Raw genomic sequence first — 16794 nt, 5'->3', positions numbered from 1 at the left:
CGGGGCAGCTGCCTCGCGAATTGGCTATTGCGGCCTGGGCGCCTTGGCGGCCGTCTTCGCCGGCTTCCTCGCCGGAGCCTTGGCCGCTATAGGCTTACCGTTTCGCAGGGCCTTGTCGCGGTCGGCGCCGTAGAACAGTCCGCAGGTCGCCGCTTCCTTTGCGCTCAATTCACGGTTCTCGGTCGCATGCGCATAGAACGCAGCGATGAAAATCCCGCCAATACAGGCTTGCGCGGAAGCGGGTTTGGCGGAAAACGCCAGTCCGGCGATAACGGCCAAGGCGATTGCGACTGTCTTCATATGCACCCCCCGATGCTGACTGTTGCAATAAGATCATAGTTCCCGAGTCGTGTCGTCATGATTTCGCAGGCTCGCCCGGCTTGTCCCCCGGGTGCGACGGATAGCGGGAGCCTCGTACGCGACAACGACCCGGCGATGACGATATTGGAGGCACGGCGGCGGCATGGCATGGCACGCCTCCGCGAAGGAGTGACGGATGGCCGACTGGAGCGCGCAGCAATATCTGAAGTTCGAGGACGAGCGCACCCGGCCTGCGCGCGATCTGCTGACACAGGTCCCGCTCGAAAGCGCAAACAGGGTCTACGATCTCGGCTGCGGCCCCGGCAATTCGACCGAACTCCTGGTCGCACGTTTTCCCGGCGCTGAAATCGTTGGAATCGATTCTTCCCCCGACATGCTGCGTCAGGCGCGCGAGCGACTGCCGCGATGCGAGTTCAGGCAGGCCGACCTCGCGCATTGGGCCGCGCCGGCCGACGCCAACCTTCTCTATTCCAACGCAACCTTTCAGTGGGTGCCGGATCATCTCCCGGTGCTGAAACGTCTGCTGGGCGAATTGAGCCCGCGAGGCGTGCTCGCTGTGCAGATGCCCGACAACACCGACGAACCCTCGCATGTGTGGATGCGGGAGCTGGCGCGCGAAGGCGAATTTGCGTCCCTGATTCCGCCGTCGGCGTTCGAGCGGGCGGACCTTCCCTCCCCCGGCGATTATTACGACGCGTTGAAACCGCTTTGTGCCCGGCTCGACATCTGGCACACGCATTACCAGCACGCGCTGGCCGGACCGGAAGCGGTCACCGAATGGTTCAAGGGTACGGCGTTGCGGCCGTTCATCGATCCGTTGAGGCCAGTGCAGCGTCAGGCCTTCCTCGCAGCCTATACGGCCCGGATCGCTGCCGCCTATCCGCCGCACTATGACGGCAAGGTGCTGCTGCGCTTCCCGCGCCTGTTCATGGTGGCGGTGCGCTAGGCATCGTCGGCTCAATTTGGTGCCGGATCGTCAGCCTGAACCTGCATTCACGAACTCATCTGTGACGATCCCAAAAAAAGCGAACGCCACGCGCGTATCAGAACAATCTCGGAAAATCTCAGCAGACCGGTTCCGGCGTTTCGGCTAAAAACTGATCCATCTTGCGACCGGCAAACCGCGTCGCGCATCCAACACGACACCGGCAAGACTTTCCTGTCCGGAGTCAAACCGTCGGAGAGATTTCCGTGACCGCCTGGCTGCGATCCATCCTCGACAATCCGCGTACCGAATGGTTCATCACCGGCGTGATCGTTTTCAACGCAATCACGCTGGGCCTGGAAACCAGCAAGACTGCGATGGATGCCTATGGCCCCGTGCTGCTGACGATCGACGCGATCGTGCTGGCGATCTTCGTGGTCGAACTCTCGGCCCGCATCTTCGTGCACCGGCTGGCTTTCTTCAAGGATCCCTGGAGCCTGTTCGATTTCTTCGTGGTCGCAATCGCGCTCATTCCAACGACCGGCAGTCTCTCGGTGTTGCGTGCCCTGCGCATCCTGCGCGTCATGCGCCTGATCACCGTGGTGCCGTCGCTGCGCCGCGTGGTCGGCGGCCTGATCGCCGCCTTGCCTGGCATGGGATCAATCGTCGCGCTGCTGGCGCTGATCTATTACGTGTTCGCGGTCATGGCGACCAAGCTGTTCGCGGCATCCTTTCCGGAATGGTTCGGCAATATTGGCGCCTCCGCCTATTCGCTGTTCCAGATCATGACGCTGGAGAGCTGGTCGATGGGAATCGTACGGCCGGTGATGGAAAAGTATCCCTATGCCTGGGCGTTCTTCGTGCCCTTCATCATCGTCACCACCTTTGCCGTCCTCAATCTGTTTATCGGCGTCGTGGTCAGCGCCATGCAGTCCGAGCACGAGAAGGTCGTTTCCGAAGAACGGGAGGCAGAGCGCGACATGCTGCATCAGGAGGCCGAGCCGATTATCGAGGAGATGAAGCGGCTGCGGGCCGAGATCGGCGAACTCAAGCAGCATCTGCTCGCCCGGAGCGGAAACGCGCAGCCGGCCGGATGACAGAGCGCATGACCCTCCAGCCGATGCAGAGTTTCTCTTTTCAATCAGTCAGTCAGAGGCGGAGATGAGCCAGAAACGCTTCGCCTTTGCCGCATTGCCCTCGCTGCCCGGCTGCGAGGTCAAAGGGCAATGCGAATCTCTGTTCGTCGAAACCGAGCCGCATCCGGAAACGCGAGCCGTATCCGAGATCGCGCTCGATCTTCAGGGAATTGCCGGCTCACGCCATTATGGCTTCACGCGCAAGGCCGGACCGCGCGAGCCCTGGTACAAGCGCGGCATGGAGATGCGCTCCGGCCGGCAAATCACCGCCGTGTCGCGCGAGGAATTGACCGCGATTGCAGCCGCGATGCAGGTCGATCGCATCGAGCCGGAATGGATCGGCGCCAATATCGTGGTCTCGGGTATTCCGCATTTCACCCTGCTGCCGGCCGGTACCCGCGTCGTATTCGCCGAGGCGACGATCGTGGTGGAGGCGCCGAACGCACCGTGCCGGATCGCCGGCCGGGCGATTGCGCAGCATCTCACGCCCGGCGCGGCTCCCGGCGGGCTCGATCTGGCGTTTCCGGCAAAGGCCAAAGGGTTGCGCGGCGTGGTCGCCTCGGTCGAACGGCCAGGCACGATCCGCGCGGGCGAGCCGATCACCGTCAAGGTGCCGCCGCAAACATTGTGGCAGTCTGGCTGACGGACGCGAAACTAGTGGTCCGATTCTAACGTTCGCATCCCTTTTCGGCGGCTTCTTTTGCGAACGTTAGAATCAAAGGACCACCAGCAAATATTGGATTTTAGTGGAGCTTTGGATTTGACATTCGCATTGCAAGCTTGCGGCGGCGGGGTGGGTAGCGAATGTCAAATCCGCTCCACTAGGAGCCGCGGAATGATCCGGACCACCCTCCTCGCCGTGTGGATGGTGTTTGCAGGCCTCGGTGTGTCGCAGGCACAGAGCGAGCCAGAGTTCCAGCGCTTCGTGCAGTCGCTGTGGCCGGAGGCGCAGGCACTCGGTGTCTCGCGCACGACGTTCGACGACGCCACGCGCGGGCTCAAACCTGATCTGTCGCTGCCCGACCTCGTGATCCCCGGCAAGCCGAAAGCTACTCCGAAAGGCCAGCCGGAATTCGAGCGTACGCCGGCGCAATATCTCTCGGAGACGTCTCTCGCCCGCCTGACCGAACAGGGCCGCAAGCTTGCGGCCCAGCACCGCGCCACGCTCGCGTCGATCGAGCAGCGCTTCGGCGTGCCGGCATCGGTCGTGCTCGCGATCTGGGGCCGCGAAACCAATTTCGGCAACTTCAAGCTGCCGCATAACGCGATCGACGTGCTGGCGACGCAGGCCTGGCTCGGCCGGCGCAAGGAGTTGTTCCGCGGCGAATTCTTGCTGGCGCTGAAAATCCTGGAAGAACAGCATGTCACCCGGTCGGCGATGAAGGCGTCCTGGGCCGGGGCCATGGGCCATACCCAGTTCCTGCCGACCGACTTCTTCAAATACGGCGTCGATTTCGACGGCGACGGTCATCGCGACATCTGGAATTCGATCCCCGACGCACTCGCCTCGGCGGCCAGCCAGCTTCTTGCCAAGGGCTGGGACAAGGGCAAGCGCTGGGGCTTCGAAGTCAAATTGCCGGACGGTGTCGATTGCTCGATCGCAGAACCGGAAACCAAGGCGACGGTAGCGGACTGGATCAAGCGCGGCTACGTTCCCCTCACCCACAAGCCAACGCGCGAGGAATTGGCCGAGCAGGCGTCGCTGTTCCTGCCGGCCGGGCTCAACGGTCCGGCTTTCCTGACGCTGAACAATTTCTACGTCTTCAAAGCGTACAACTTCGCCGATCTCTACGCCCTGTTCGTTGGCAATCTGGCCGACCGGATCGCCGGCGGCGGCAATTTCGCGACGCCATGGGGCAAGATCGAGCAGGCGCGGTCGGACCAGATCGAGGCCATCCAGCGTCACCTGACCGAGACCGGGTTCTACCGCGACAAGATCGACGGCAAGGCCGGCATGAAAACACGCGCGGCGCTCGGCGCCTGGCAGAAGGCCAACGGCGCTCCGCTCGATTGCTGGCCGTCGCGTGCGCTTGCGGAGCGTATGGCTGCCCGTCGTTAGCGCGCCGACGAAAAAGCCCGGCGGGGCCATCGCACCGCCGGGCTATTCACGGGTCCTGCCGGATCGGTAGACGACCGATCACACGCTAGATCAGAACACGTTGGATCAGCACACCTGGACGCGGCGAACCCGCCAGACGTAGCCATCCCACCAGCGCTGCTTTACCCAACGGCAGGGCGGGCCGTAATAGACCGGCGCCGGCGCGTAATAGACCGGCGGCGGCGGCGGAGCGTAATAATACGGTGCGGCCGCACCTGCGATGATGGCGCCGGCAGCAAGACCGCCCACAACGCCGGCAGCGACCGCGCCACCGCGCCAATAGCGGGCCTCAGCCTCGCCGGGCACCGCCAGAACCGAACCCGCGATCGTCACGGCAGCGACGAGCGCGATGAATAGCTTCCTCATGCATGTTCTCCTTGAGAGATCGGCTGGGGGAACCAGCGCGAATTGGCTACCCGCGAGTTGAAACTAGCGGCAAAAACTTACGCGAAAGTAGTTTTTCGTGGCATTTTGTCGCAATTTTGATCGCGCCGTGAACGCAGCTTCATCTCGACGCGATCATGCCTAAAGGTCATTGCGAAGACGCCTTTTCTTCACGCAAGCCGGTGGCCACTTCGCTGGAAAAAGCTTTAGTGGCAGATTCGCAGCTTGCGCCAGCGCCACCGATAGCCATCCCACACCCGCTGCTGGCGAATCACGCAGCCGGGCGGCGGGCCGAGCGGCGCGGCGTAGTAAGCCGGCGCCGGATAGTGATCCGGGATCCCCATGACTTCGTTGGCGGACATCCCGCCGATCACATGTCGACGGTCGAGGGCGTTCGCATCCACGGACGCAACCGCCACCGCCGCAACCAAGGTGATCGTGCCCAGGCAGCCAGCGACTAATCGATTCATGAATGGTCGGCTCATGGCGGATCGTTTCATGTCGTGTCCTTTCCGGCAAGCCGACATTCAGGTCAAGCGTCCGGTCAGTCTGTCCGGTTTGGTTGAACCGGCCGTGAACGCCGTGGCGACTGTTTCCGGCTCGGGGACCAATGGCTAGTGGCGCAGCAAGCTCCATATCTTCCGCACGATGGCGGGCGGCTTGCGGCCCGCAGTCAGGCTGTGGAAAACCGGGGTGGCCGGAACCGCTAGCGCCTGCGCCTCCCCCGGCCTCGGGTTGTTCAGCGGTTTGGCGCTGACTGTCACCGCGCGCTTGCGGACGGCCGCCTTCTTGGGACGCACGGACGTGCGGGCCTTGCGTTTCGGCAACGACGCCTGCCGCGCCAGGCTGCGGCCGACCTTCTCCAGAAACACCTTTTCGCGCTCATGCGTCAGCTTTTCCGTCGCCTGCGCCAGCGACAGCCAGCGCACCGCGCGAACGTCGCGCATGAGTTTTGCGACCGGCCGGCCGCTCGCCTGCATGCGCCAGAATCGGACGGTTTTGGGCCGGCCGGCCGATTGATAGACGAGCGAGCCGAGAAACTCGTGCACCTCGACATCGTGGCCGGTCTCCTCGATCGCCTCGCGCCTGGCGGCGGCCAGAGCGGTTTCGTTGCGATTGAGCTTGCCCTTGGGAAGCACCCAACTCTTCTGGCGGCGCAACTGCACGACGGCAAACAGCGGCCGGACCCGCCCCCGCATCACAATCCCGCCGGCCGCTTCGATCGGCGCCCGCCGGGATTTGTTCTTTTTCTGCTTCATGGCCTATCGTGCCGACGAATCTTGACGTGCGCACGACATTATAGGCGTCGCGATGCGGGCGCATACAGACTCACCGCGAGCGCCAGCGACGACGCCCGGACACAATCGCCTGTCGGATTATTTCCAGCCGGCTTGCTTTTCGCACGCCACCCGCGCCTTTGGATTTGCCTTTTCCCACTGCGTGATCGAGCGGGTCTCGTTGTCGTCCATCTTCTCGTTCATGCAAATGCAATAGGCGCGCACGATGGCGGGCGTTCCGCCCTTCTCGCCCTTGTTGTCGGAAATGCACTGATTCACCCACTTGAGATCGTCGGATGTCATCTGCGCCGACGCGGCATGAGGCATCGTCATAATCGCAAGTGCAGCCAAGGCGAGACTTACGGGTTTCATCGTCGTGCTCCAGGGCATTTGGGCGCGGATTGCGTCCCGGCGCGACCTATAGCGTTGCCTGACATCCCGCTCAAATCAACGGTTGCGGCATGGTTTCCGGACGCTCTCGATCGCGTCGGCTGACCTCACCAGACCGCAACCATTTGACCCCTGACGCTATTGCGGCTTGATCCCGGCTTCCTTGATGATCGGCCACCATTTGGCGATCTCGGCCTGGTGGAAAGCAGCCAATGCTTCCGGCGTCTGCTGGTCGCGCGGGAAGATTTCCTGCGCAATCTTGGTCAGCCGCTCGCGCGTGACCGGATCGGCCAGCGCCTTTACCAGCGCATCGTTGAGCTTGGCGACGATATCCTTCGGCGTGTCCTTCGGCACCCAGAAGGCGTGCCAGAATGAAAAATAGAATCCCGGCAGCCCGGCTTCGTCGGTCGTCGGGATATCCGGCGCGACCGGAATGCGCGACTTCGCGGTCACCGCATAGGCCTTGATGTTGCCGCCCTCGATCTGCGGCATCGACACCGCCGGCGTGTCCAGCATGACGTCGAGTTGACCCGACACAAGCCCCTGCATCGACTGACCCGCGCCGCGATACGGCACCATCGTGTACTTCGCCCCGATCGCATTCTGGAACATCAGCCCGCCGACATGGCTCGGCGTCCCGACGCCGGAATTGCCCTGCGAGGCTTTGTCCTGATTGGCTTTCAGCCAGGCGATCAGCTCCTTGAGATTGTTCGCCGGCATGTCCTTGCGGGCCACGATGAGAAACGGCTGGGTCGAGATCAGCCCGACCGGTTCGAAGTCCTTCACCAGATCGAATTGCAGCGGATAGATCGCGCCGCTTGCGACATTCGTCCCCCATTGCCCGATGCCGATCGTGTAGCCGTCCGGCGCGGCGCGTGCGACCCGGCCGACACCGATGCTGCCGCCGGCGCCTGTGGTGTTCTCAACGACAATCGTGGCGCCGAGGATGTTGCGCATGCCTTCGGCCATGATCCGCGCGATCACATCGGTCGAGCCGCCGAGGCCAAGCGGAACCACGAGTGTGATCGGACGTGACGGATAGCTCTGCGCATGCGCGCTCGACACCAGCATCACCGCACCGAGCACGGCGATCAGAAACCTTGTCATGACGTTTGCTCCCGGACTTTTACGGGAGCTTGAGCCCCCGGTTTTTTTGGGAGCCTAGCACGGAACGGCTTTGCCGGGACAAGGATGACAGCGCGCTGCGAACAAGCTACGCAGCGTCAGCAATCTTTCACGATAGCAAATTCGTCCACCAGATCGTCAGCAGTCCAATCGCAGCCGCGATCATCACCGGCACAGTCGTGAGCGTCCACGTGCTGCCGAGCGGATGATGACGGCCGCAATAATAGCAGCGCTGAAACTTGGTGAGGATCGGCTCGTCCGGAGCGATCGGCGAACCGCAGGACCGGCACTCGTTACTCACGCAGGGCATGCAACGTCCCCGGATATGCGCAGCCCATGGCCGCGCAGACACAAACGCAACTGCCGATCATCCTAGACGCGCGGGTTTGACATTGCGTTAACCGACCCCGCCGGATGTTCCGTTGCTGTCCGGCTGTTCGATACGGCCGCGGCTTTGCAGCCACATAGCCAGGAGCCAGCAGCCCATCGCCCAGGCCGCGCCGGCGCTCCAGCCGGCCAGAACATCGGTCGGCCAATGCACGCCGAGATAGACGCGGCTTGCGCCGGTCAGGAGCGTCAGCAGGATCGCCACCGATATCACATAGGCCTTGAGCCGCCTGCGGCTCTGAATCCGCGCCAGCAAGGCGCCGAGCGTCAGATACGTCACCGCCGAGAGCATCGCATGTCCGCTTGGGAAACTCGCGGTCTGCACCTCGACCAGATGCGCGACCAGATCGGGACGCGGCCGCGCAAACAGATGCTTCAGACCTTCGCTGAGCACGACGCCGCCCGCGATCGCGACCACAACCAGCAAAGCCGCGGCCCGCTTGCCGTCGATCGCGAGATAACCGATCGCTACCAGCGTCAGGAGCGCCACCACGGTGAAACTGCCGAGGCTGGTGATGTCGTGCATGGCCAGTTCCAGCCAGGCCGGACCGATCGGATCGGCGAGGTCGGCCGGATTGCGCAGCGCCCGCAGCAATGCTTCATCGAACGCATGCGTCTGGCCATCCATGACCTCGTCGGCGATCTTGCCGAAGATCCCAAGCATGGCCGCGATCAGGGCGAGAATCGCAAACGGCACCAGTTCCGGCAGCGAGCGTGCCCGCAATGACGTGGCAAAGGTCGATAGTGTCCGCAGTGGCATGTCGCTCGCATTCCGGCGTCGCCGACGCCGATATGTGTTGAATGTCGCCGGAAAAAATCAGCTTCGCTGAAGCGGTGCAAGATTCTCTTAAGGCCTGACGATACGCGCGAATCGCGGACGCGATTCGTTCCAAGCGAACAGATGCGAACCTTGTATCAGGTTGATACGGAGCGCCGTGGTCCAGGCGCCGGAGCGTCGGCGGTGCGCGGTTTCAGCCAGTCGACCGGGCAGGCCTGATACGCCGCATCGATCGCAAGCGGCGCGCCCTTGAGCGGAAACTCCACTGTGGTCGTGCCTGCTACGTGCGACATCACGCGGACATAGAGCGTCCCGGCCGCACGCAATTGCTCGAGGAACAGCGCGACTTCTTTCGGGTCTTCGATCACCACCGTTGAAAACGTCTGCAGGAAGCGGACCTGTGCGTCGTGGCCGGGATTGCTGTCGAAGCGGTAGCTCAGCGTCGAGGTGCGGTTCGATCCGACGCGATGGTTGAAGGCAATGCGCACGACCGGCACGTTGTCGAAGCAACCCAGTTGAAGCGAGCCGGTCTGAAGCTGGACCTGAGGATATCGTAGCTGCTGCTGACGCTCGTTGCGGCTGCGGGCATTGACCTGCGCCACGCCGGCCGGCTTGCCGAGGATGCGGTCGTAGCCCCGCTCGATTTTCCAGTCGCCGGCCTCGGGCGCCGTTGCCGTAACGCACCCGGACAAGACTGACAAAGCACCGAGGACCGCAAACACACGCACGACGACGCCCCCCAATACCGTCACTATGACTCGCCTTCAGGTTGCAGGCAACGCCCGCCGGCTCGACCGCCCGGGGGAGGTAGCAGAATCCGGCAATCGTGGCGTTTGAGCCTCGCGGCGCGCCAAACGCGTGCAGTGCAGCATTTTTGGCAAGAAGCTTGCTTGTCACAAGCACGCCGGGCTCTGAACCCGAAAGAAGAAAAGCAATGTCACACACGATGACCAACTGTAATGCGTCGCCGACGTTGTCTGATCCGATGCAAACCGAGCGGTCCCAGGAGTCGCGTGAAAGGGCCGCAACCACGCCGCGCCGCCGGCATGCCCTCTGGGCATTGGCGCTTGCGGTGACTACGGCGTTCGCGATTGCGAGCGTCGCGCTGGCCGGGGAATACCATTCCAATCCATGGCTTCTGTCCTGGATCCCGGCGACCTGCTGCGTCACCAACGATTGCTGCTGGGAAGTCTCGGAGCGCGAATTGCGCGCGCTTCCGGACGACGAGTGGGAAGTGAAGTCGACCGGACAGGTGCGCAAGCGCACCGCCTGGTCACCCGATGGCAAGTTCTACCGGTGTGCCTGCGATTACGACAATGTCGACAAGCATTGGGTCAAGCATCAAGGCGCCAATACGCGCTGCCTGTTTGTCCCGATGCGGTCTGCCGCGGCGTCCTTCCCGAGGCAACGCCCGGCGCATTGACGGGGTCGAAGGAAAGACCGCTGTCCACGTCCACCGGGACGGGGATCCGGTTCCGGTGCTGAATTCGGGTGCCGTTCGCGAGCAACGCGGCGGACGCGGTGGTGTTGCGCGCTTTCGCGTCCCCACACCGGGGCCGATGCGAGTGGCTCGCGTCGCATCGCTCACGAATGCTCGCGTCGTATCGCTACAGACAGAAGATGCGCGTCGCGCCGCGCTCCGGCGTGATTTCGCAGCACATCCGGCCACCCTGCGGCATCGGTGACGAGCCGGCGGGACAGGCCGCGCGGCTGGCTGCCGGGCGGCGGCTGACATTGTCCTCCCGGCTGCGCGCGCGCAACCGTTCTCGGTTCTGCTCGGCCCGTTCCCGCGCGCGCTCCCGTGCCCGTTCGCGCGCGCTCGGCTCTGGCGGACGCACCGCTTCTTTCTTGAGCTGCGGCTTCGCCGGGATGGCGACACAGCGTCCGCCCTGCTCCTGCTGATTGGCGCCGCAAACCAGCGGACAGATGCGTCCGCGCTGCGCCTTGACCGCATCGAGGGCGCCGATAGTGGCCGCCTCTGTGTCGAGATTCACGCCGGCATGGCGATTGAACAGCCCGAGCGCCTCGCGCGATTTCGGCGACCAGATCCCGTCGGTCGAGCCCGGATCGCATCCGACCCGTCGCAATTCGGTCTGCAGGGTGCGCGTCACGACACGCAGTTCACCCTTCGGATCGGGCTTGGCTTCGATCTCGCGTTTCGAGTCGGCCGCTGGCGGCAACACCGCAACAACGGATTTCGATTCAGTCGGCGGCTGCTTGATCGCTTCGGACGGCGGCGCACTGATCTGCGGCTGAGCCAACGGCCTTGCCGGCTGAGCCGGAGCAACCTGAGGCGCCGGCGGCACCTGCGGGACGATCGTCGTTTCGTCACGCGCCACCTTCTCGCGCTGGGAGCGCGCAAGATTGGCGTAGAATCCCGACTTGTGAACGGCCAGGAACGAGTCCCAGGCCTCTTTGGTGCCGACTCGCTCGGCGAATTCGTAATCCCGGCGCGGGTCGGCGCCAGCCTGTGCCGGTGCGGACGGTGCGACCGGCTGCGCAGCGATCTCGCGCTTGGCCTCGGGGACCAGCGCCACCGTGGCGCCGCCCAGAGAACCATAAACGAACGGCTCCTGCTTGTTGCCGGTCGCCCGCACCACCTCGTCGCGCACGTAACCGAGCGCGATCCGGATATCGCGGCCGGGCACTGCGAGATTTTTCACCAATGCCGCGGTGAACGGCGAATTCGAACCGCGTCCGTCTTCGGCGGTCGAGCCGGCCTTGGCCGCAAACGCAATCAGCGTGTCGCTGGTCGTGGGCTCGATCTTGGCAAGCCCCGAGGTGACCTGACGCGTCGTCACCCCGCGCTGCATGGTCCGCACGAACGGATTGTCGCGACAGGCGTCGAGAATGATCAGCCGCAGCCGCTTCGCAGGCTCGAGCGCGCGCGCCAGGCGATCCAGCGACAACGCCTCGTCCTCGACGTCGAAATCGGTTGCGAGCTTGGCATCGACCGGCAGCAGATAATTCGTGCCGTTCACCTCGATGCCGTGACCGGCGAAATACATGACGGCGATGTCGGCATCCCGGGCGATTGCGGTGAAGTCTCGCGCCACCCGCTTGAATTCAAGGTTCCCGAGATCGGTCCTGGCCTCGACCACCTCGAAACCCGAACGGCGGAACATCTCCGCCATCGCATTGGCATCGTTGACCGGATTGGCGAGCTTGGAGGCATTCTGGTAGGCGGAATTTCCGATCACCAGCGCAACGCGTTTTTCAGCCTGGGCCGGCCCCAGACACAGCACGAAGGCGGCGCAGAGGCCGCACAGGATCGTGGTCAGACGCTTCATCGCCCAGCCTCCGCAAGCCAAACCCGCCGAACTCGCTGATGGCGCACATTATCAGCGCAGGGGGATCGATCCAACTAGGTCGCGGGACCAGATCGAACGGTTCAACCGCTCGTGAACGGGCCGGTTGCGCCAGGTTCCCGGATCGGTATGTGTTGGCTCTGTCCGCGCTCAAACCGAAGGCATTTCCGATGCGTTACCGCTGCGCCATGCTCGACGACTACCAGAACGTGGCCCTGAAAATGGCCGACTGGTCCAGGGTGACCGGCGATGCGGATGTCACGGTGTTCAACGAGCGGCTGGGCGACGAGGCGGCCGTCGCCCGGGCGCTGCAGGGCTTTGGCATCGTCTGCCTGATGCGCGAGCGGACCCCGTTTCCCCGCAGCCTGATCGAAAAACTGCCGGACCTGAAGCTGATCGTGACCACCGGCCTGAAGAATGCCTCTATCGATGTCGCAGCGGCGAAGGAGCGAGGCATCCTGGTCTGCGGTACGGAAGGGGCCAAGCACCCGACGGCGGAACTCGCGGTCGGCCTGATGATCGACCTGGCCCGCCATATCAGTGAGGAGAATGCCCGCATGAAGGTGGGCGAGGCCTGGCAGGCCACCATCGGCGCCGATCTGTTCGGCCATACGCTCGGTATTGTCGGGCTCGGCAATCTCGGCCAGCGGGTCGCGAAGGTGGGTCAGGCATTCGGCATGAAGGTGATCGCCTGGAGCCAGAATCTCACCCCGGAGCGGTGCGCGGAACACGGCGTCAGCTACGCGACCAAGGCCGACCTGTTCCAGCAATCGGACTTCATCTCGATCCACATGGTGCTGTCCGACCGCAGCCGCGGGCTGATCAGCGCAACCGATCTCGGCATGATGAAACCCACCGCGTACATCATCAACACGTCGCGCGGACCGATCATCGACGAGACCGCGCTGATCGCGGCATTGCAGAACAAAACGATCGCGGGCGCCGGCCTCGACGTCTTCGATACCGAGCCGCTGCCGCGCGACCATGCCTTGCGCACGCTGCCGAATGTCGTCATCACGCCGCATCTCGGCTATGTGACGCAGGACGGCTACCGCGCCTTTTACGGCGGGACCGTGGAGGCGATCCGCGCCTTCCTCGACGGCAAGCCGATCCGGGTGATCGGTTGACCCCGCCGCTGCAACGCCCATAACAAGCCAAATCTGGAGGAATGCCATGCAGCCGCGTGAACGGATCGCCTTTTCACCAATCGAAACCCGCCCCAAGCTGACATTCCCCGACGGCGTGCGCATGGTGATCTGGCCAGTGCTGGCCCTGGAGGACTGGGATATCTCGCGGGCGATGGCGCGCATGGTGATCGTGCCGCCGCAATTACAACCGCTGTTGCCCGACCATCCGAACTGGAGCTGGCACGAATACGGCATGCGGGTCGGCTTCTGGCGGATGAAGAAAATGCTGGAGCGCGTCGGCGCAACCCCGACGGTGACGCTCAATGCGAAAGTTTGCGAAAGCTATCCGGAGGTGGTCGAAGCCTGCCTGAAAGCCGGCTGGGAGTTGAACGCCCATGGCTACGAGCAGATCCCGATGCACAAGCTCGACGACCAGCGCGCGACCATCAACAAGGCGATGGACGTGATCGAAAAGTTTGCAGGCTACCGCCCGCGCGGCTGGTTCGGCCCCGGCCTGACCCAGACCTTCGACACGCTCGACTACCTGAGCGAGGCCGGCGTCGAATATATCGGCGACTGGGTGCTGGACGACGAGCCGGTGACCCTGAAGACCACGCACAAGCCGGTGGTCGCCCTGCCCTACAATTTCGAGATCCACGACATCGTGCTTTTCACCGCGCAATACCATCCGTCGGGCATGTTCTACGACCGCGCGATGGACCAGTTCGACATCCTGTATGAAGAATCCGCTGAGAGGCCGAAGATCATGGCGATGGCCTGCCACCCGTATCTCTCCGGCGTGCCGCACCGGATCGGGCATGTCGAGCGGGCCTTCGCAGACATTCTCGCCAAACCTGGCGTCGTGTCCTGGACCGGCGAGCAAATCCTCGACTGGTATCTCGGCCAGCAGAAAGCTTCGTAATGTCCGCACGCATCCGCTCGGCTTTCGTGCCGCATGATCTGAAGGCTCCGATCAAGGGCGCCGACGACGGCCCGCTCGCCGGCCTCTCGGTCACGATCAAGGACATGTTCGATATCGTCGGTGAGCGCACCGGCGGCGGCAATCCCGACTGGCTCGCGGCGCAGAAGCCCGCAACGAAAAATGCGGCCGTGGTGCAGAAGCTGCTCGATGCCGGCGCCACCATCACCGGCAAGACCGTGTGCGACGAATTTTTCTACTCGATCGCCGGGGTCAACGCGCATTACGGCACGCCGGTCAATCCGCGCGCGCCTGGCCGCCTGCCCGGCGGCTCGTCGAGCGGATCCGCATCGGCCGCCGCGTCGGATGCCTGCGACTTTGCGATCGGCAGCGACACAGGCGGCTCGGTGCGCATTCCCTCGTCGTTCTGCGGCCTCTACGGCATCCGCACCACGCATGGCCGCGTCGATGTTGCCGGCGCGATGGCGATGGCGGACTCCTTCGATGCCGTAGGCTGGTTTTCGAATGCGCCCGGCATCTTCCGCAAGGTCGGGCCGGTGCTGCTGGGCGGCACGTCGACCGCGGCGAACATCACCAGGCTCGTCGTGCTCGACGATGCGTTCGCGGAGGCCGATCCGGAAGTCGCCGCGCTGATGAAGGACGCACTCGCAGCGATAGCAGCCGACGTGCCGTCGCCGTCGCATCAGCGGATCGCACCCGATGGGCTCGACACCTGGCGCGAGGCGTTCCGGATCATCCAGTCGCGCGAAATCTGGTCGGTCTATGGCGACTTCGTCACGCGCACGAAACCGCAATTCGGCCCCGGCGTGGCCGAGCGCTTCGCCGCGGCGGCGACAGTCACCGAAGAGATGGCGGCGCAGGCCCGGGTGATGCAGGAGCGCGCCCGCGACCGCATCCGCGGCATTGCGCAGCCCGGCACGCTGCTGGTGTTGCCGACCTCGCCGGCAATCGCACCGCTCGCCGATGCGCCCCATGCGGAACATGAATCTTTCCGCCTGCGCGCCATGCGCATGACCTGCATTGCCGGCCTGTCCGGTTTGCCGCAAGTCTCGATCCCGATCGGCACGATCGGAGGATGCCCGGTGGGGCTGTCCTTCATTGGCTGGGCGGGTGGCGACGAAGCGCTGCTCGACCTTGCGGTGCGGCTCGCGCGCTATTGCGGAATGACGGCATGACGAACACGAACGAGATCGCGATCATCGGCGGCGGCATCTGCGGGCTGGCGCTCGCGCTCAACCTGCACCGCCTCGGCATCCCCTGCCGGGTCTACGAGCGCGCGCCGGAGATTAAAGAACTTGGTGTCGGCATCACCGTGCTGCCGCATGCGATGCGCGAGTTCAGCGCGCTCGGCGTCGGCGACGAGGTGCTGAAGACCGGCATCGAGAATGTCGAAAGCTGCTTCTTCAACCGCTTCGGCCAGCTCATCTACAAGGAGCCCCGCGGCAAGCTGGCCGGCTACGAATATCCGGAGGTCGGCATCCATCGCGGACGCCTGCATCTGATCCTGTATCGCGCCGTGCTCGACCGGCTCGGCCCGGATGCCGTGGTCACCGGGCGCGAGTGCGTCGGTGTCGAGCAGGACGGCGTTGGCGTGACGATCGCGTTCCGGGACTTTCCGGGTGGCGCGGCGCTGCCGCCGGTGCGGGCCGGCGCCGCCATTGCCTGCGACGGGATCAATTCCGCGATCCGCAAGATTTTCTATCCGGACGATGAGATCAAATTCGCCGGCATCAATACCTGGCGCGGTGTCACACGGCGGAAGCCGATCCTGACCGGCAAGAGCTATATGCGGGTCGGCTCGATCCTGACCGGCAAGATCGTGATCTATCCGATCATCGACAACGTCGACGGCGAGGGAAACCAGCTGATCAACTGGATGGCGGAGATCAAGCAGGATACCCGCGCCAAGAATGACTGGAACCAGCCGGGAAATCTCGATTCGTTTTTCCACATCTACAAGGACTGGACCTTCGACTGGCTCGACGTCGCCGGCATGATCCGCAATGCCGACCAGATCCTGGAATATCCGATGGTCGACAAGGATCCGGTCTCGCAATGGAGCTTCGGCCGCGTCACGCTCGCGGGCGACGCCGCCCACCCGATGTATCCGCGCGGCTCGAACGGCTCCGCACAGGCTATGATCGACGCACGCACGCTCGCCGACTGCCTGACGCGGGAGCCCGATGTCGCGGCAGCGCTCAAGGCCTACGAGACAGCGCGCTGCGAAACGACAGGCAGGATCGTCCGCACCAATCGCGAATTCCCGCCGGACTTCATCAACATCAAGGTGGAAGAGTTGGTCGGCGACCGGCCGTTCGAGAAGCTCGACGATTACATCACGCAGGACGAATTGCGGGCGCTGTCGGAGAACTACAAGAAGATCGCGGGCTTTTCAGTCGCCGACGTGACGCGGCGTTGAGAAGCTTCTCGCACGAGAGCCGAATAGCACCTCTCCCGCCCGGCACGAGCGCCGCTCTCGTGTAACGTCATACCTGTGCGAAGAACAAGCGAAGCTGAAAAAGCGAACGCGCGCTCGAGACAATTTTACATGTTAAGCACGCCGGCCGGCTCTGTCGCGCTCGCCAAATTTTGGACCCA

At 63.8% G+C, this 16794-nt stretch carries 19 protein-coding genes; 9 read left to right on the top strand and 10 right to left on the bottom strand.

Going from position 1 to position 16794, the window contains the following annotated elements; genetic code table 11:
• Positions 1-24 precede the first annotated feature (24 nt).
• Complete coding sequence (locus AC5I5I_RS20975) at positions 25-300, bottom strand: hypothetical protein (RefSeq protein ID WP_495976251.1); 276 nt, start codon at positions 298-300, stop codon at positions 25-27.
• A 196-nt stretch (positions 301-496) separates the two neighbouring features.
• Here AC5I5I_RS20975 and tam point away from each other — a divergent pair, with 196 nt between their 5' ends.
• From tam to AC5I5I_RS20955, 4 genes are all read left to right on the top strand, one after another.
• The gene (tam, locus tag AC5I5I_RS20970; protein ID WP_495976250.1) at positions 497-1267 is read left to right on the top strand and encodes a trans-aconitate 2-methyltransferase; all 771 of its coding nucleotides are present in this window, start codon (positions 497-499) and stop codon (positions 1265-1267) included.
• A 245-nt stretch (positions 1268-1512) separates the two neighbouring features.
• Positions 1513-2343 carry an ion transporter gene (locus tag AC5I5I_RS20965; RefSeq protein WP_495976248.1) on the top strand — a complete coding sequence of 277 codons (831 nt, stop codon included), beginning with the start codon at positions 1513-1515 and terminating at the stop codon, positions 2341-2343.
• Between the two features lie 64 nt (positions 2344-2407).
• Positions 2408-3025 (top strand): MOSC domain-containing protein, encoded by a 618-nt coding sequence (locus AC5I5I_RS20960; RefSeq protein ID WP_495976246.1) that lies wholly within the window; start codon positions 2408-2410, stop codon positions 3023-3025.
• A gap of 192 nt (positions 3026-3217) precedes the next feature.
• Positions 3218-4441: a lytic murein transglycosylase gene (locus AC5I5I_RS20955; protein ID WP_495976244.1), complete on the top strand. Its 1224-nt coding sequence runs from the start codon at positions 3218-3220 to the stop codon at positions 4439-4441.
• Positions 4442-4546: 105 nt separating this feature from the next.
• On the opposite strand, the gene AC5I5I_RS20950 is transcribed toward AC5I5I_RS20955, so the two are convergent.
• The 8 genes from AC5I5I_RS20950 to AC5I5I_RS20915 form a co-directional block, all read right to left on the bottom strand.
• Positions 4547-4846, bottom strand: coding sequence for a hypothetical protein (locus AC5I5I_RS20950; RefSeq protein ID WP_495976242.1), 300 nt, complete (start codon positions 4844-4846; stop codon positions 4547-4549).
• Positions 4847-5070: 224 nt separating this feature from the next.
• Positions 5071-5364, bottom strand: a complete 294-nt coding sequence (locus AC5I5I_RS20945; protein ID WP_495976241.1) for a hypothetical protein — start codon at positions 5362-5364, stop codon at positions 5071-5073.
• 114 nt (positions 5365-5478) lie between these two features.
• On the bottom strand, positions 5479-6123 hold the full coding sequence (locus AC5I5I_RS20940; RefSeq protein WP_495976239.1) for an NUDIX hydrolase: 645 nt from the start codon (positions 6121-6123) through the stop codon (positions 5479-5481).
• 117 nt (positions 6124-6240) lie between these two features.
• A complete protein-coding gene (locus AC5I5I_RS20935) occupies positions 6241-6513 on the bottom strand; it encodes a hypothetical protein (protein ID WP_495976237.1) in 273 nt (90 codons plus the stop codon).
• Between the two features lie 156 nt (positions 6514-6669).
• A complete protein-coding gene (locus AC5I5I_RS20930) occupies positions 6670-7638 on the bottom strand; it encodes a Bug family tripartite tricarboxylate transporter substrate binding protein (protein WP_495976235.1) in 969 nt (322 codons plus the stop codon).
• 127 nt (positions 7639-7765) lie between these two features.
• Positions 7766-7966 carry a hypothetical protein gene (locus AC5I5I_RS20925; RefSeq protein WP_495976233.1) on the bottom strand — a complete coding sequence of 67 codons (201 nt, stop codon included), beginning with the start codon at positions 7964-7966 and terminating at the stop codon, positions 7766-7768.
• Positions 7967-8053: 87 nt separating this feature from the next.
• Positions 8054-8803, bottom strand: a complete 750-nt coding sequence (locus tag AC5I5I_RS20920; RefSeq protein ID WP_495976231.1) for a phosphatase PAP2 family protein — start codon at positions 8801-8803, stop codon at positions 8054-8056.
• 155 nt (positions 8804-8958) lie between these two features.
• Positions 8959-9573, bottom strand: a complete 615-nt coding sequence (locus AC5I5I_RS20915; RefSeq protein WP_495976229.1) for a hypothetical protein — start codon at positions 9571-9573, stop codon at positions 8959-8961.
• Between the two features lie 320 nt (positions 9574-9893).
• On the opposite strand from AC5I5I_RS20915, the gene AC5I5I_RS20910 reads away from it, so the two are divergent.
• A complete protein-coding gene (locus AC5I5I_RS20910; RefSeq protein ID WP_495976227.1) occupies positions 9894-10244 on the top strand; it encodes a hypothetical protein in 351 nt (116 codons plus the stop codon).
• Between the two features lie 184 nt (positions 10245-10428).
• Here AC5I5I_RS20910 and AC5I5I_RS20905 read toward each other — a convergent pair whose 3' ends face one another.
• Positions 10429-12111, bottom strand: coding sequence for a caspase family protein (locus AC5I5I_RS20905; protein WP_495976225.1), 1683 nt, complete (start codon positions 12109-12111; stop codon positions 10429-10431).
• A 188-nt stretch (positions 12112-12299) separates the two neighbouring features.
• Here AC5I5I_RS20905 and AC5I5I_RS20900 point away from each other — a divergent pair, with 188 nt between their 5' ends.
• From AC5I5I_RS20900 to AC5I5I_RS20885, 4 genes are read left to right on the top strand one after another with little or no spacing between them, the layout of a single operon-like run.
• On the top strand, positions 12300-13256 hold the full coding sequence (locus AC5I5I_RS20900; protein WP_495764928.1) for a D-2-hydroxyacid dehydrogenase family protein: 957 nt from the start codon (positions 12300-12302) through the stop codon (positions 13254-13256).
• 46 nt (positions 13257-13302) lie between these two features.
• Positions 13303-14178 carry a polysaccharide deacetylase family protein gene (locus AC5I5I_RS20895; RefSeq protein WP_495976223.1) on the top strand — a complete coding sequence of 292 codons (876 nt, stop codon included), beginning with the start codon at positions 13303-13305 and terminating at the stop codon, positions 14176-14178.
• On the top strand, positions 14178-15371 hold the full coding sequence (locus tag AC5I5I_RS20890; RefSeq protein ID WP_495976221.1) for an amidase: 1194 nt from the start codon (positions 14178-14180) through the stop codon (positions 15369-15371). The genes AC5I5I_RS20895 and AC5I5I_RS20890 overlap by 1 nt, the downstream gene beginning before the upstream one ends.
• The gene (locus AC5I5I_RS20885) at positions 15368-16615 is read left to right on the top strand and encodes a flavin-dependent oxidoreductase (protein WP_495976219.1); all 1248 of its coding nucleotides are present in this window, start codon (positions 15368-15370) and stop codon (positions 16613-16615) included. The genes AC5I5I_RS20890 and AC5I5I_RS20885 overlap by 4 nt, the downstream gene beginning before the upstream one ends.
• The last annotated feature ends 179 nt before the right edge of the window (positions 16616-16794 follow it).

The organism is Pseudorhodoplanes sp. (assembly GCF_059499825.1).
This window is presented reverse-complemented; position numbering and strand designations above follow the sequence as displayed.

What these genes read in the sequence shown, in the direction of transcription:
- AC5I5I_RS20975 (WP_495976251.1), bottom strand. Translation starts at nt 300, where the DNA reads ATGAAGACAGTCGCAATCGCCTTGGCCGTTATCGCCGGACTGGCGTTT.
- tam (WP_495976250.1), top strand. Translation starts at nt 497, where the DNA reads ATGGCCGACTGGAGCGCGCAGCAATATCTGAAGTTCGAGGACGAGCGC.
- AC5I5I_RS20960 (WP_495976246.1), top strand. Translation starts at nt 2,408, where the DNA reads ATGAGCCAGAAACGCTTCGCCTTTGCCGCATTGCCCTCGCTGCCCGGC.
- AC5I5I_RS20955 (WP_495976244.1), top strand. Translation starts at nt 3,218, where the DNA reads ATGATCCGGACCACCCTCCTCGCCGTGTGGATGGTGTTTGCAGGCCTC.
- AC5I5I_RS20950 (WP_495976242.1), bottom strand. Translation starts at nt 4,846, where the DNA reads ATGAGGAAGCTATTCATCGCGCTCGTCGCTGCCGTGACGATCGCGGGT.
- AC5I5I_RS20945 (WP_495976241.1), bottom strand. Translation starts at nt 5,364, where the DNA reads ATGAAACGATCCGCCATGAGCCGACCATTCATGAATCGATTAGTCGCT.
- AC5I5I_RS20940 (WP_495976239.1), bottom strand. Translation starts at nt 6,123, where the DNA reads ATGAAGCAGAAAAAGAACAAATCCCGGCGGGCGCCGATCGAAGCGGCC.
- AC5I5I_RS20935 (WP_495976237.1), bottom strand. Translation starts at nt 6,513, where the DNA reads ATGAAACCCGTAAGTCTCGCCTTGGCTGCACTTGCGATTATGACGATG.
- AC5I5I_RS20930 (WP_495976235.1), bottom strand. Translation starts at nt 7,638, where the DNA reads ATGACAAGGTTTCTGATCGCCGTGCTCGGTGCGGTGATGCTGGTGTCG.
- AC5I5I_RS20925 (WP_495976233.1), bottom strand. Translation starts at nt 7,966, where the DNA reads ATGCCCTGCGTGAGTAACGAGTGCCGGTCCTGCGGTTCGCCGATCGCT.
- AC5I5I_RS20920 (WP_495976231.1), bottom strand. Translation starts at nt 8,803, where the DNA reads ATGCCACTGCGGACACTATCGACCTTTGCCACGTCATTGCGGGCACGC.
- AC5I5I_RS20905 (WP_495976225.1), bottom strand. Translation starts at nt 12,111, where the DNA reads ATGAAGCGTCTGACCACGATCCTGTGCGGCCTCTGCGCCGCCTTCGTG.
- AC5I5I_RS20900 (WP_495764928.1), top strand. Translation starts at nt 12,300, where the DNA reads ATGCGTTACCGCTGCGCCATGCTCGACGACTACCAGAACGTGGCCCTG.
- AC5I5I_RS20895 (WP_495976223.1), top strand. Translation starts at nt 13,303, where the DNA reads ATGCAGCCGCGTGAACGGATCGCCTTTTCACCAATCGAAACCCGCCCC.
- AC5I5I_RS20890 (WP_495976221.1), top strand. Translation starts at nt 14,178, where the DNA reads ATGTCCGCACGCATCCGCTCGGCTTTCGTGCCGCATGATCTGAAGGCT.
- AC5I5I_RS20885 (WP_495976219.1), top strand. Translation starts at nt 15,368, where the DNA reads ATGACGAACACGAACGAGATCGCGATCATCGGCGGCGGCATCTGCGGG.